The sequence below is a fragment of the Nocardia spongicola genome (assembly GCF_047200775.1).
In the GTDB taxonomy this organism is placed as follows: domain Bacteria; phylum Actinomycetota; class Actinomycetes; order Mycobacteriales; family Mycobacteriaceae; genus Nocardia.
In genome coordinates this window covers 123,938-136,792 of record NZ_JBJZOO010000005.1, presented here as the reverse complement: position 1 = coordinate 136,792, position 12,855 = coordinate 123,938, and the positions used below count along the sequence as shown (strand labels likewise).

At 64.7% G+C, this 12,855-nt stretch carries 11 protein-coding genes and 5 pseudogenes; 12 read left to right on the top strand and 4 right to left on the bottom strand.

The genetic code is table 11. From position 1 onward, the window contains the following. Positions 1 to 111 precede the first annotated feature (111 nt). The 4 genes and pseudogenes from ACL02S_RS12795 to ACL02S_RS12780 all read left to right on the top strand — a co-directional run. The gene (locus ACL02S_RS12795) at positions 112 to 1,056 is read left to right on the top strand and encodes a phosphatidate cytidylyltransferase (RefSeq protein ID WP_412802790.1); all 945 of its coding nucleotides are present in this window, start codon (positions 112 to 114) and stop codon (positions 1,054 to 1,056) included. A 97-nt stretch (positions 1,057 to 1,153) separates the two neighbouring features. Then, complete coding sequence (rlmN, locus tag ACL02S_RS12790; protein ID WP_412802593.1) at positions 1,154 to 2,263, top strand: dual-specificity RNA methyltransferase RlmN; 1,110 nt, start codon at positions 1,154 to 1,156, stop codon at positions 2,261 to 2,263. 222 nt (positions 2,264 to 2,485) lie between these two features. Beyond that, positions 2,486 to 4,171, top strand: a complete 1,686-nt coding sequence (locus ACL02S_RS12785) for an AIPR family protein (protein WP_412802592.1) — start codon at positions 2,486 to 2,488, stop codon at positions 4,169 to 4,171. A gap of 36 nt (positions 4,172 to 4,207) precedes the next feature. Then, a pseudogene (locus ACL02S_RS12780) lies at positions 4,208 to 4,481 on the top strand (helix-turn-helix domain-containing protein); the annotation flags it as partial. 55 nt (positions 4,482 to 4,536) lie between these two features. Here the strand turns inward: ACL02S_RS12780 and ACL02S_RS12775 are convergent. Next, a complete protein-coding gene (locus ACL02S_RS12775; protein WP_412802591.1) occupies positions 4,537 to 4,986 on the bottom strand; it encodes a Het-E N-terminal domain-containing protein in 450 nt (149 codons plus the stop codon). Between the two features lie 421 nt (positions 4,987 to 5,407). Here ACL02S_RS12775 and ACL02S_RS12770 point away from each other — a divergent pair. Both ACL02S_RS12770 and ACL02S_RS12765 read left to right on the top strand, forming a co-directional pair. After that, positions 5,408 to 6,519 (top strand): IS3 family transposase gene (locus tag ACL02S_RS12770; RefSeq protein ID WP_412802789.1). Its coding sequence is split into 2 segments (ribosomal slippage): positions 5,408 to 5,675 and positions 5,675 to 6,519, totalling 1,113 coding nucleotides; the frame shifts between segments, so codons are not numbered across the junction. Between the two features lie 78 nt (positions 6,520 to 6,597). Then, on the top strand, positions 6,598 to 7,281 hold the full coding sequence (locus tag ACL02S_RS12765; protein WP_412802590.1) for a hypothetical protein: 684 nt from the start codon (positions 6,598 to 6,600) through the stop codon (positions 7,279 to 7,281). 291 nt (positions 7,282 to 7,572) lie between these two features. On the opposite strand, the pseudogene ACL02S_RS12760 reads toward ACL02S_RS12765, so the two are convergent. Continuing rightward, positions 7,573 to 7,752 (bottom strand): annotated as a pseudogene (locus ACL02S_RS12760) (transposase); the annotation flags it as partial. A gap of 141 nt (positions 7,753 to 7,893) precedes the next feature. Here ACL02S_RS12760 and ACL02S_RS12755 point away from each other — a divergent pair. From ACL02S_RS12755 to ACL02S_RS12740, 4 genes and pseudogenes are all read left to right on the top strand, one after another. After that, positions 7,894 to 8,004: pseudogene (locus tag ACL02S_RS12755) on the top strand (23S rRNA (adenine(2503)-C(2))-methyltransferase RlmN); the annotation flags it as partial. A gap of 103 nt (positions 8,005 to 8,107) precedes the next feature. Further along, positions 8,108 to 8,251, top strand: a pseudogene (locus ACL02S_RS12750) (helix-turn-helix domain-containing protein); the annotation flags it as partial. A gap of 154 nt (positions 8,252 to 8,405) precedes the next feature. Further along, positions 8,406 to 9,332, top strand: coding sequence for an RNA-guided endonuclease InsQ/TnpB family protein (locus ACL02S_RS12745; protein WP_412802589.1), 927 nt, complete (start codon positions 8,406 to 8,408; stop codon positions 9,330 to 9,332). Positions 9,333 to 9,424: 92 nt separating this feature from the next. Next, a pseudogene (locus ACL02S_RS12740) lies at positions 9,425 to 9,730 on the top strand (23S rRNA (adenine(2503)-C(2))-methyltransferase RlmN); the annotation flags it as partial. A 104-nt stretch (positions 9,731 to 9,834) separates the two neighbouring features. Here ACL02S_RS12740 and ACL02S_RS12735 read toward each other — a convergent pair. Then, a complete protein-coding gene (locus tag ACL02S_RS12735) occupies positions 9,835 to 10,248 on the bottom strand; it encodes a DUF5997 family protein (RefSeq protein ID WP_412802588.1) in 414 nt (137 codons plus the stop codon). Between the two features lie 60 nt (positions 10,249 to 10,308). On the opposite strand from ACL02S_RS12735, the gene ACL02S_RS12730 reads away from it, so the two are divergent. After that, a complete protein-coding gene (locus ACL02S_RS12730) occupies positions 10,309 to 11,244 on the top strand; it encodes a LysR family transcriptional regulator (protein ID WP_412802587.1) in 936 nt (311 codons plus the stop codon). Here ACL02S_RS12730 and ACL02S_RS12725 read toward each other — a convergent pair. Then, on the bottom strand, positions 11,241 to 11,510 hold the full coding sequence (locus tag ACL02S_RS12725) for a DUF2631 domain-containing protein (RefSeq protein WP_412802586.1): 270 nt from the start codon (positions 11,508 to 11,510) through the stop codon (positions 11,241 to 11,243). The two genes, ACL02S_RS12730 and ACL02S_RS12725, sit on opposite strands and share 4 nt — an antisense overlap. Before the next feature lie 145 nt (positions 11,511 to 11,655). Here ACL02S_RS12725 and dxr point away from each other — a divergent pair, with 145 nt between their 5' ends. Further along, entirely contained in the window at positions 11,656 to 12,795 is a 1,140-nt protein-coding gene (gene dxr, locus ACL02S_RS12720) for a 1-deoxy-D-xylulose-5-phosphate reductoisomerase (protein ID WP_412802585.1), read from the top strand. Positions 12,796 to 12,855: the final 60 nt, after the last annotated feature.

The window sequence follows — 12,855 nt, the reverse complement described above, 5'->3', positions numbered from 1 at the left end:
TGCGTACAGCCGAAGGCCTGCCCGGGCGGGGATGAACGGAACAACAAGGTGAGCGACGGGACGATCGTGGCCGAGAATGCCGCCGCGACTGGTGCGGCCGAGGAGCCGCCGATGAACGGTGGAGCCGATGCGATGCGAGAGCATGCGGATGATGCAGGCGCATCCGGGTACATACCGGTCGCCGCGGCGATAGAAAGGGCTGATGCCGTGGCCGCCCATCCCGCCCCGGCCGGGGGTGGTTCGCGTGCCGGCCGCAATCTGCCCGCCGCGCTGACTGTCGGTTTCGGCCTCGGTGTATCGCTGCTAGCGATCCTGTTGTTCGTGCCGAAGGTGTTCATCGGTGTGGTCGGGGCCGCGGTCGGTGTGGCGACCTGGGAGGTGACCAAGCGGCTGCGCGAAGCGGACGTACTCGTTCCTCGGGTTCCGTTACTCCTCGGTGGACAGGCCGTGTTCTGGCTCGCCTGGCCCTATGGCGCGAGCGGTGTCATGGGCGCTTTCGCCGCCGTCACGTTGATCTGCATGGTGTGGCGGTTGTTCGATCGCGGTCTACAGACCGCGCCACGCAACTTCCTGCGCGATACGGCTGTCACAGTCTTCACGCTGGCCTGGATCCCGTTACTCGCCTCGTTCGCCACGCTGTTGTTGCTGGAGCCGGACGGCAACTTGCGGGTACTGACCTTCATGATCTTGGTGGTCTGTTCGGATGTCGGCGGTTATGTGGCGGGTGTGCTGTTCGGTAAGCATCCGATGGTGCCATCGATCAGCCCGAAGAAGTCGTGGGAGGGCTTGTGCGGCTCGCTGGTGTTCGCCGTGATCGGTGGGCTGCTCACGGTGACTTTGCTGCTACAGGCCGATTCGATGATCGGCGTCGTCCTCGGCGTCGGCCTCGTCCTGGTGGCCACGTGCGGTGATCTCATCGAATCGCAGATCAAACGGGAACTCGGTATCAAGGACATGGGTACGCTGCTGCCGGGACACGGCGGCATCATGGACCGCCTCGATTCCATGCTGCCCTCGGCGTTCGTCTCCTGGTTGGTGCTGACCACGCTGATCTGAGCTCTGCGCTGGTCTGAGCTCGGCCCTTGGGTCGGATCGCTGCTCAGTCGTGGGCGAGTACGGCGGTGCTGCGCCCAGATGGGAGAATGGCTCAATTATGACCGTCTCCCTGCCCCTGGTTTTCGATGCCCCGCGCCGTGGCATGCCACCGCGCCATCTCGCCGATCTCGATGCCGAGGGCAGGCGCGCGGCCGTCGAGGAGCTCGGCCTGCCGAAGTTCCGCGCCGATCAGATCGCTCGGCAGTACTATGCGCGTTTGCAGGCCGATCCGGCGCAGATGACCGATCTCCCCGCCGCGGTGCGGGAGCGGATCGGCGATGCGCTGTTCCCACCGTTGCTGAACGTGATCAAGCACGTAGCGTGTGACGACGGTGAGACGCGCAAGACATTGTGGCGGGCGGGCGATGGCACACTGCTGGAAAGCGTCCTCATGCGCTATCCAGACCGGGCCACATTGTGCATTTCCAGTCAGGCGGGCTGTGGGATGGCATGCCCGTTCTGCGCCACGGGTCAGGGTGGGTTGAACCGTAACCTGTCCACCGCGGAGATCGTCGACCAAGTGCGGGCCGCTGCCGCCGCCCTGCGGGACGGGGACGTGGCGGGTGGGCCGGGCCGATTGTCCAATATCGTGTTCATGGGCATGGGGGAGCCATTGGCCAACTACAAGCGGGTTGTCGCCGCGGTCCGGCGGATCACCTCGCCCGCACCGGACGGCTTCGGTATCTCCCAGCGCAATGTGGTGGTCTCCACCGTCGGCCTTGCCCCGGCCATCCGCAAGCTGGCCGATGAGGGACTCACGGTCACGCTCGCGGTCTCCCTGCACACTCCCGACGACGAATTGCGCGACACCCTGGTCCCGGTCAACAATCGCTGGCCGGTCGCGGAGGTACTCGATGCCGCACGGTATTACGCTGACAAGTCCGGTCGCCGTGTCTCGATCGAGTATGCCCTGATCCGTGATGTCAATGACCAGGGTTGGCGGGCGGACATGCTCGGTAGGAAGTTGCATAAGGCGTTGGGGCCGTTGGTGCATGTGAATCTGATTCCGTTGAACCCGACTCCGGGTAGTGCGTGGGATGCGAGCCCGAAACCTGTGCAGGACGAGTTCGTGCGCCGTGTCCAGGCGCAGGGCGTGCCCTGTACGGTACGCGACACGCGTGGACAGGAGATCGCCGCGGCGTGTGGGCAGCTCGCAGCAGAGGGCTGACGCAGAGGCATCGGAGGCCGACGAGTCCAGCCTTCCGGTCCGAATCTGCATCAGCCAGATGCAACGCGGCGGGAAGACTGGATCACCGCAGACGCGGTGATCATGCTTGCGAACATCCTGCGCCGGGTGGATCAGGACTTCTGACCGGTGAACGCAGCCGGGTCGTCAAGGGCTGGTGCCCATCCCATAGACTTCTGCCACTGGTGACGAGAGGGGGCGACCTTGGGCGACCTGCATGTGGCGCAGATCAAGCGTCGGCTCAAGGACACGACCTACCCGCACATCGACGTCTCCGATCTCAGCAAGCACGGCGCCGACTTCGTGGAGCAAGCTCGGCTGACCAGGGCGCTCGCGGCATTCGTGCTCACAAAGATAGCCGGTCTCAGCGCTGAGGACGCAGCGGTGTGCGTAACCGACGGACCGGAAGACAACGGTGTCGACGCGATCGCGTGCGTCGACTCGGAACCCCCGCTCCTGTACTTGATCCAGTCGAAGTGGACGGACGCCGGGAACGGTGGAGGCGCGACGCTCGACGAGATGATGAAGTTCCAGAAGGGGCTGGCTGACCTCGTCACGATGAACTGGAATCGCTTCAACGGCAAGGTGGCCGCACGGGTCGCCGAACTCGACAATGCCCTGCTCAACACCGATCTGCGCATCGAGGTCATCTTCGTGACGATGGGTTCGCCCCAGGTCGCCCCCGCCGTGGCCAACCACATGGGCGACTACATCGCCACCCTCAACGATCCGACCGAGGTCGCGCTGTTCACGTACCTGAACCAGGGCGCGGTCTACAAGCTTCTCGTCGACGACACGCTCTCGACGCAGATCGATCTGACCGTAGAGCTGTCGGACTGGGGACGCATGGAAGGTCCGCCGGACGCCGTGTACGGTCACGTCGGCGGCGCAGAGGTGGCGGGTTGGCTCCATGATCACGGACCCCACTTGTTCGACCGCAACGTACGACTGGTGCTGTCGAGTTCGGAGGTCAACGCGTCCGTGCTCGACACCATCGAAGAGTCTCCTGAGCGGTTCTGGTACTTCAACAACGGCGTGACAGCGCTGTGCGAGTCGATCGACAAGGCCCCTGCCGGCGGCACCGAGCGGCGTCAAGGGACGTTCGGGCTCAAGGGCGTCAGCATCGTCAACGGTGCGCAGACGGTGGGGACTCTCGCGCGTGCACTACGAGCGGGTAAGCAGCAGGAACTGGACGCGGTGCGGGTCATGGTGCGGTTCATCTCGCTGGAGTCCGCCCCCGAGGACTTCGGTAAGCGCGTGACGCGCGCGACGAACACCCAGAACGTCATCGGCGGCCGCGACTTTGTAGGGCTCGATCCCGAACAGACGCGTCTTCGCGACGACTTTTCAGTCGACAGTCTGACCTACGCCATCCGCAGCGGTGAGGAACGCCCCGACCCTGAGAAGGGGTGCGAGTTCACAGAGGCTGCAGTGGCCCTCGCGTGCGCGCGTTCATCGGCACTCGCCACCCAGGCGAAGCGCGAGGTGAGCCGGCTGTGGGACGACACGTCGAAGGCTCCGTACAAGGCGCTGTTCAACGCCAGCACCACCTACGTGCGCGTCTGGCGTTCAGTCCAGATTCTTCGTGCCGTGGAGGCTGAGCTCGACCGGTTGAGGGGTGGGCTCGGCAACCGGGAACGGGGATACGCGGTGCACGGGAACCGTCTCGTCGCCCACGTCGTGTTCGCGAAGCTGGACTCGGCGAGGTTCGAAGATCCCGCAGCGGATTGGGGTCTCATCCTCGCGCAAGTGCCGGAACTGACGGCGAATGCTCTGCATACGATGACGGAGAAGGGCGAGGCCGAATACGGCGGATACACTGCAAGCCTGTTCAAGAACGCGACCAAGACGGATCATCTCGCCAAGATGACTATCGAGGCTCTCGCCTAAAAGGGGTGACCCGTAAGTTGTTGCGCAGCAACGGGTATGGTGTCGACGGCGGTGATCTCGGTGTCTGATCCGGTGATGGTCAAGTTGTTCTCCGGATTGCGACCGCGCACGTTCGCCCGTCTGATCACGCGGTTGCGGAGCGAGGGAGCCGGCCGTTGCGAGGTCGGCCATGCGGGTTGGGTTTCGAGAGCCGGGTGCTGCTGGCGGCCACCTACTGGCGAACCAACTTTACGATGCGCCAGCTCGCTGCAGCGTTCGGTGTATCGAAGTCGGCCGCGGCCGGGTCATCGAGGACCTGGGACCGGTGCTGGTCGGCGCGGACCCCGGCGGTCGACCGCCCGGAGATGGGTGCGGGTCCGCTCCTACTAAGGGTGGGGCTGGTGTCCCTCGATCTGGACATCGCGGATAGTGAACTTGCCCCGGACGTTCACGTCGCGGGCATCAACCACGGTCGCGGCCTTGCCTCTGATCTGGCTGATTTCGAACTCGTCGGCCGACACACGCTCCAGCCGCAACCCCACCAGCTCCGCAGCCTGCGGAGCATGTTCGTGCACGACCCTCAACACGTGCTCAGCGGCCGTGCACAACTCGGAATCGTCGCCGACGCCAGCCTCGACCAGTTCGGCCTCAAGGACGCCTTGCCGCTGCGGGGATTCCGGGTTCGTTTCCACCACCGCGACATCGACTCCCGGATACTTGCGCGTCAACACCGCTTTGAGCAGCTTGTAGGCGTCGGCTACGGCGAGCTTGGCGCCGTCGGTCAAGCCGCTCAAGGCGCCAGTTGAGACCGCCGCCACCACTACATTGGGATCCACTCCGCCGAACCTCCCACTCGACTAGCAAAGGCTGCACCGTCGCGGAACCGAACCATGCGCCGGAAACCCAAACAGTACAAACCATTTCGGGTCATCGTGCGCGAGAACCCCACCTTAACTGGCCCCAGCGGGTAAGGTCGGAGCTGTATGATTCTCGCGGTCGCCGAGCGGTACTGATCGACACTTGACCGGCAGAAGCCGAAGTGGACCGAATCGCAGCCAGTGCGGTCGACCTGCGCCGAGTCTTGGGGCTAGCATTGTCGGCGTCTTGTCAGTTTCACCTGCTGGCATATATGCGTGCTAATTTGATTGCAGGTCAAATAGGATTGCGCCATGAAACTGACCTGATCCCTCTGTTCCGGTCCGGGGTTTGTGAGAGTCTGAATGCCCAGGATCTGGGCGGGAAGGCTCGATGACGATCATGGCGACGCGTAAACGGCACACCCCTGAGCAGGTGGTGCGGAAGCTGACCGAGGCCGATCGGCTGCTGGCCGAGGGTAAGGACGTGGCCGAGGTGTGCCGGGTCCTGCAGGTCACCGAGGCCACCTATTACCGGTGGCGCAACCAGTTCGGTGGCCTGAAGGCCGATGACGCGAAGAAGCTCAAGGAACTCGAACGCGAGAACACCGTGTTGAAACGGTTGTTGGCCGAGGCCGAGCTGGAGAAGGCGGCGTTGAAGGAGATCGCGAAGGGAAACTTCTAGACCCGGAACGCCGGCGCGTGGCGGTCGCTCACCTGCGACGACTGTTCGGGATGAGTGAACGCGCCGCGTGCCGGGTGACCGGGCAGCATCGCAGTACCCAACGCCGTCCACCGGCCGACCAGCGGGGCACCGACCCGGATTCCGGGCTGCGGGAATGGTTGCGGCAGTGGGCGAAAACCCATCCACGGCAAGGATTCCGCCGCGCCTACCACGAGGCCCGCGCCGAGGGATGGGCGGTGAACCACAAGAAGATTCAGCGCCTGTGGCGGGCCGAGGGGCTGCGGGTGCCGGTGCGCCGGCGCCGCAAACGCCTCGGCACCTCCACTGTCTGCGAGGTGACCGCGGACGCGCCGAATCGGGTGTGGGCGATCGATTTCCAGTTCGACGCCACCACCGACGGGCGACCCGTGAAGATCGTGTCGATTGTGGACGAGCACACCCGTGAATGCCTGGGTGGGCTGGTGGAGCGCTCGATCACCGCTGATCGGCTGATCGGCGAGCTCGACCGCATCGCGGCCGAACGAGGCTATCCGGTGGTGCTGCGCTGTGACAACGGACCGGAGCTGGCGTGCTCGGTGATGGCGGACTGGGCCGGTGAGCGGGTCGGGTTGGCGTTCATTCCGCCTGGTCAGCCCTGGCGCAACGGCTATATCGAGTCGTTCAACGGGCGTCTGCGCGACGAATGCCTCAACATCAACAGCTTCTGGTCACTGACCCAGACCCGGGTCGTGATCACCGATTGGAAAACCGACTACAACCAGCGGCGGCGGCATTCGGCCCTGGGATATCGCACCCCGGCCGGATACGCTGCGATCTGCACACATCAATGACCGGCTCTCACAGCCCGTGGACCGATCACCGGGGTCCCGTCAAAACTACAAGCTCAGATCGATTGGGCGTCCTTCGATGTGAACGTCAATATCTCCGCACCCGTGGTCGGCCACTACTACGACCCGGGGCTGATGCAGTGGACTGGGACTGGCACGTACACCGTCAGTTCCGACGATGACATCCCAGCCGACGACGCATCGCTTGGCCTCTCTGTAGTCCACACTGACGAACGTGGCGAACCAGAGAAGCGATGGACGGTGCTGAGGATGCACGGTCTGCTGGTCGATCCGTACATCGTCGAGAGCCGCATTGATGACCTCCTTGATGGCTTGTCCCAGGACTACTCACATTTCGCACCTCTGTTCGGCGGCGACAATCGCTTCCATCCTGACCTCGATGAGATCATCGAAGGCATGAACTCCTCAGCCGTCCTGATCGACCGGGTCTACATGGCGGAGACCTGGCGGGGTCGTGGCGGAGTGGGTCGCCTACTTATCAGTCGCATTCTTCGGCTCTTTACTGAATCTGCTGGTGTGGTGGCCACACATCCTTTCCCGATCGAGCTGTTGAAGGAGCGGGACGACCAGACTGGCCTGACCGAGCATCCGCGCTTTGAGGAAGAGCTGGCGAAGGTACGACGGACCTGGGAATCTCTGGGGTTTGAGCGGTATACCCCGCAGTGCTGGGTAATGGATCCCGCTATGCGGACACACATGGATTCGGTAGCGGGACTTGAGAAGACGCTGTTCGCTGAGACATAACCAGGTCTGCCAACGCAGACGAGTCGTCGCACTGCATCGCTACTCGATGAAGGGCCCCGCCAGCTCGGCGCCGTTCTAAGCCTCGATCCACCGATGCGGTTTTGTGTAGGGTCTACGCGCCTGCGGCGGGCGGACCGCGGGTGTTCGGGCAGGGGGTAGTCGCTGGTCTGTCCAGCTTTTCCACTGTTGTTCCTGGTTGTAGGGGCGGGGTGTGGTGGTCAGGCTGTCGAGGACGCGGTGGTGGCGTGCCAGAGGCGTTGCCATGCGTTGGCCCAGGGCCAGCGGGCGGGTACGGGAGTTGACCCGTTCGTCGCTGCGTTCGCCGTAGCCCGCGCCGCACACGGCGTCGGCCTCGGCGCCCATCAGGGTCTGGATGAACATCGACATCATGTTCCTCCGCAGATCGGGGCTCGCGGCGGCGAGTTGGTCCGACAGCGGCATGGACGGGTCGATAGGCTGGATAGCGGTCATCGCGTGAAAGTCTCCTTCGAAGGCTTGGTCGTCTTGACCGATCACGCGGTGACCATCTCCTACCCGGTTACGACACGCTCAGACTTCGCTGGCGTCCGGTCGTACACCATCTTGGTGGACTCAACCGACTCAAACACACAAACGGTCACGCTCGCGGTCTCCCTGCGCACTCCCGACGACGAATTGCGCGACACCCTGGTCCCGGTCAACAATCGCTGGCCGGTCGCGGAGGTACTCGATGCCGCCCGCTACCGGGTGCGGGCCAGTGCGCCGCCCTTCAGGGCGGTGGTGAAGGCCCGCGTGGGAGGGCCACCAAGGCCCGAGCGTGCCCTGAACGGGGCCGTTGAGTTGCCCGATGTCCTGGCACGCTATTGGACACAACCGTGAAACGGTACGCGCATCAGGGGCGCCGCACCTAGAATTCGGGATCATGCAGTTGCGGTACACCTTCCGCGTCTACCCCACCCCCGGCCAGCAGAACGCGCTGGCGCGGGCGTTCGGATGCGCGCGGGTGGTGTACAACGACGCCCTGCGCACCCGGCGAACCGCCCACACCAGCGGGCTGCCATATCCCTCGGACGCGGTGTTGTCGCACCAGTTGACGATGGCGAAGAAAACCCGCGGAACGCGCCTGGCTGACCGAGGTATCGGCAGTGGTACTGCAACAGGCGTTGGCCGATCTGCACACCGCCTACCGCAACTTCTTCGCCTCGATGACCGGCACACGCACAGGCCCGAAGATCGCGCCCCCGCGGTTTCGGTCCCGCAAAGACACGCGCCAGGCGATCCGCTTCACCCGCAACGCCCGCTTCGCGATCACCCCGGGCGGCAAGTTGCGTTTGCCGAAGATCGGGGATATCGCGGTGCGGTGGTCGCGGGAGTTGCCATCGGAGCCATCGAGCGTGACGGTGATCCAGGACGCGGCGGGCCGGTATTTCGCGTCGTTCGTCGTCGCCGTCGACGAGCAACCGTTGCCGCCGGTCGAGGCGGAGGTGGGGATCGATCTGGGGTTGGCGGTGTTCGCGGTGTTATCGGACGGTCGCACGATCGAGAACCCTCGGTTTCTGCGGCGGACCGAACGCCGCCTGCGTAAAGCGCAACAAGCGTTGTCGCGCAAACAGCAGGGTTCGGCCAATCGGGCCAAGGCCCGCCTACGGGTGGCGAAAGCGCACGCGCGGGTGGCCGATACCCGCCGAGACTGGGCGCACAAACAGTCCACGAGAATCATTCGCGAGAATCAAGCGGTGTTCGTGGAGGACTTGTGTGTCAAGGGGTTGGCGCGTACCCGGTTGGCGAAGTCGGTGCACGATGCCGGGTGGGGGATGTTCACCCGGATGCTGGAGGACAAAGCCGCCCGGTACGGGCGGAGTTTCCACAAGGTGGACCGGTGGTTGCCCTCCACCCGCAGGTGTTCGGTGTGTGGTGTGGTCGGGGACCGCAAACCCTTGCATGTGCGTATCTGGACATGTGGGTGTGGTACGACGCATGACCGTGATCTGAATGCGGCGGTCAATATCCTCGCGGCCGGGCGGGCCGAGAGGTTAAACGCCTGCGGAGGGGCTGTGAGTCTTTCCGCCTAGCGGAGAGCAGGCCCTGGTGAAACAGGAACCCACCGAGAGCGTCCGGTGTGGACGCTGGGAGGAATCCTTGGTCCTTCAGAGGCCAAGGAGGACGTCAATACGCCGATCGGACCGGACGCCGCGTTTCGGTCGAATACGCGCTCATCCGTTCGGTCAACGACCATCCGTGGCGCGCGGATCTGCTCGGGGAGAAGCTGCACCGGGCACTCGGTTCCCGCGTGCACGTCAATGTCATTCCGCTCAATCCCACTCCTGGTTCCCGATGGGATGCCAGCCCCAAGCCGGTCGAGCAGGAGTTCGTCCGCCGTGTGAATGCCAAGGGTGTGCCATGCACGGTCCGCGATACCCGTGGTCAGGAAATCGCGGCAGCGTGCGGTCAGTTGGCCGCGGAGAACTGAATTCCGGTGGCGGTGGCCTTTAGGGGCGCGCGGGCTCGTCCGCGCTCCGGCGGTGTCGAACCATCGGATATTCGGGCGAGCTCGGCTACCCGGAGCCGAGCTCGTCAGCCGCGATTCTTCGCCGGACGGTTGGTGGCGGCGCGCTGTTCGGCTTTCCTCGCTTCGACCCGTGCGTTTTCCGCACGCACCGCCGCATAACTCTCGCGTTCCCGGAGAAGCCATTCCGGCGGATCGGCGAGCAACGCGTTGATTTCCTCCGCGGTGAGCGCATCGGAGACCTGGGCGCGTGCCAATCCGGTATTGGAGACTCCGAGCTTGCGGGCTACGACCTCGCGGGGAAACGGGCCGGTGCGGCGCAGATCGATGAGCCATTCGGGTGGATTGTCGCGCAATTCGTCGAGCTGGGTCCGGGAGATCGGTGTGTTACGGAACTCCTCGGGTGCGGCTGGAAGGTAGATGCCGAGTTTGTTCGCCGCGGTCAGCGGTTTCATCATCTGCGGTTTCTTATCCGAGCTCACCGGTACAGCCTATCGGGCGGTGCGAGTGGTCCTTACCATGCGGTGGCATACGCTTCCCTTGTGAGCGGGTTGGAGTCGATTGATGTGGTGCGTCTGCGTTGGTTTGTCGCGGTCGCGCAAGAGTTGCACTTCGCGCGTGCTGCGAAGTCGCTGCGCATCTCGCGGCAGAAGTTGAGCCACACCGTCATCGACTTGGAAAAAGAACTCGGGGTAAAACTTTTCGTCCCCGGCGCGCAGCCGACCCAGCTGACCGGCGAAGGGCAGGAGTTGCTGGTGCGCGCATCGGCGATCATCGCCGCGGCCGAGTCGGCGGCCGAGCAGCCCCCGGTTCCGGCCGTGCTACGGGTGGGGTTCGTCCCCGGCGTCACGGTCGGTAAGTGGAGCCGGATCTGGGATGAGCGGTTTCCGGGCAATACGCTGGAGCTCATCGCGCTGACACAGGCCGATCAGGAGGTGGCCTTGCGTTCGGGCCGGGTCGATATGTGCTTCGTACGGCTGCCGATCGACCGCGCCGGTATGAGTGCTATCCCGCTCTATCGGGAGGTTCCGGTCGTCGTAGTACGCACCGATCATCCGCTCTCGGTGTTCGATGAGGTGGGCATGGCCGATATAGCCGGTGAGCATCTCCAGGACACCTCGGATATCGACGCGGTCGGCTCCGCGCTGGAACTGGTCGCCGCGGCGGGCGGGGCGGCCATCGTGCCACATTCGCTCGCCCGCCTGCACCATCGTCGTGACCTCGGCTACCGCCCGATAGCCGATGCCCCCGATACGGAGATCGCTATAGCCTGGCCGACCGAACGCACCACAGACTTGGTCGAGGACTTCGTCGGTGTGGTGCGTGGTCGCTCTGTGCGCAGCTCACGCACCGCTACCAAGGGGAAAAGCATCTCTGTCGGGGGAAAAGCGGAACCCCGTAAGAAAAATCCGGCCGCCCGCGCGGGCAGCCGCTCGGCTCCCGCCGCGAAGAAGCCCGCGCGGCGGCGCAAGCGTTAGCGTGGCTTACGCCGCAGTACCGAGTCGCGGACCATGATGCCTGCGAGCAGTGCGGCGAAGCCGACCAGGAAGAGGTCCTCGACTCTGCCCTGGTGGTTGCCGATCAGCATGGCCAGCAGGATGAAGGTGACGATCCAGCCCGCTACACGGAAGGTGCGGCGAGACTCGCCGCTCCACCCCCAGGCCGCGGAGGGAACTTCGGCGGGGTCCACCCGAGTGACGATGCCGCGTTCGGTGTCGGCGTGTTCGAGTTCCGTGGCGGCCACGATCGCTCCTTTAGCTGTTCCAGTACCGAGTTCGCGGTACACACTCGATGAGCTGTTGGCACATATCGTGACATACGACGGTGCGTCGTTGTAATTCGGCCCGCGCCGGCCGAGTGTGTTTCCGGCAGTAGGACACAATGAAGTTGTGTCCGACATCGTGAGAGTTCTGCTGCTCGGCAGCACCGGATCCATTGGTACCCAAGCGCTCGAGGTGATCGCCGCCAATCCCGATCGCTTCGAGGTCGTCGGGCTCGCCGCGCGCGGGGGCAATACGGCATTGCTCGCCGCGCAGATGGCCACTACCGGCACGCGTAATGTCGCCGTCGCCGATCCGGCCGCGGCCGGGCAGTTGGACCTGGCCCTCGGTGGTCCGGGGGCGGTAACCGAACTGGTGCGCCGTACCGAGGCGGATGTCGTGCTCAACGCCCTGGTCGGATCGCTCGGGCTGGAGCCGACTCTGGCCGCCCTCGAGTCGGGCGCCCGCCTGGCCCTCGCCAATAAGGAGTCCTTGGTCGCAGGCGGGGCTCTGGTAACCCGCGCCGCGGCTCCCGGTCAGATCGTCCCGGTCGATTCGGAGCATTCCGCATTGGCGCAATGCCTGCGCGGCGGGCGCGCCGAGGAGGTCGATCGCCTGGTGCTGACCGCCTCCGGTGGACCGTTCCGGGGCTGGACCGCCGAGATGCTGGCATCGGTCGATCCCACCGCGGCGAAAGCGCACCCCACTTGGTCGATGGGCCTGATGAATACGTTGAACTCGGCGTCACTGGTGAACAAGGGGCTCGAGCTGATCGAGACGCACCTGCTGTTCGGCATCCCCTACGACCGCATCGATGTCACCGTGCATCCGCAGTCGATCGTGCACTCGATGGTCACCTTCACCGATGGTTCCACCTTGGCTCAGGCGAGCCCGCCGGATATGAAGCTGCCCATCGCGCTGGCGCTCGGCTGGCCGGACCGGGTACCCGGCGCCGCCGCGGCCTGCGATTTCACCACCGCGTCCACCTGGACATTCGAGCCGATCGACACCGAGGTCTTCCCGGCCGTCGAACTGGCAAGGACGGCAGGGCAGGCCGGTGGCAGTGTCACCGCGGTGTACAACGCTGCCAATGAAGTGGCGGTGCAGGCATTTCTGGATGGTGTCATCCGCTTTCCGGATATCGTCCGTACGGTAGCCGCTGTGGTCGAGGCGGCCGGGCAATGGCATGCCGAGCCGGATTCGCTCGAGGCGGTCCTCGCCGCCGATACCTGGGCACGGGAGTTCGCCGCCGCTCGCATTCGATCCTGAGGCGTGCTCGATCCTGAGGGGATAGCGCTGATGATCGGACTCGCACAGCGAGCGGGTCCT

Bases quoted from the DNA above. Each gene is read 5' to 3' on its own strand.
- rlmN (WP_412802593.1), top strand. From the start codon at position 1,154: ATGACCGTCTCCCTGCCCCTGGTTTTCGATGCCCCGCGCCGTGGCATG.
- ACL02S_RS12795 (WP_412802790.1), top strand. From the start codon at position 112: ATGAACGGTGGAGCCGATGCGATGCGAGAGCATGCGGATGATGCAGGC.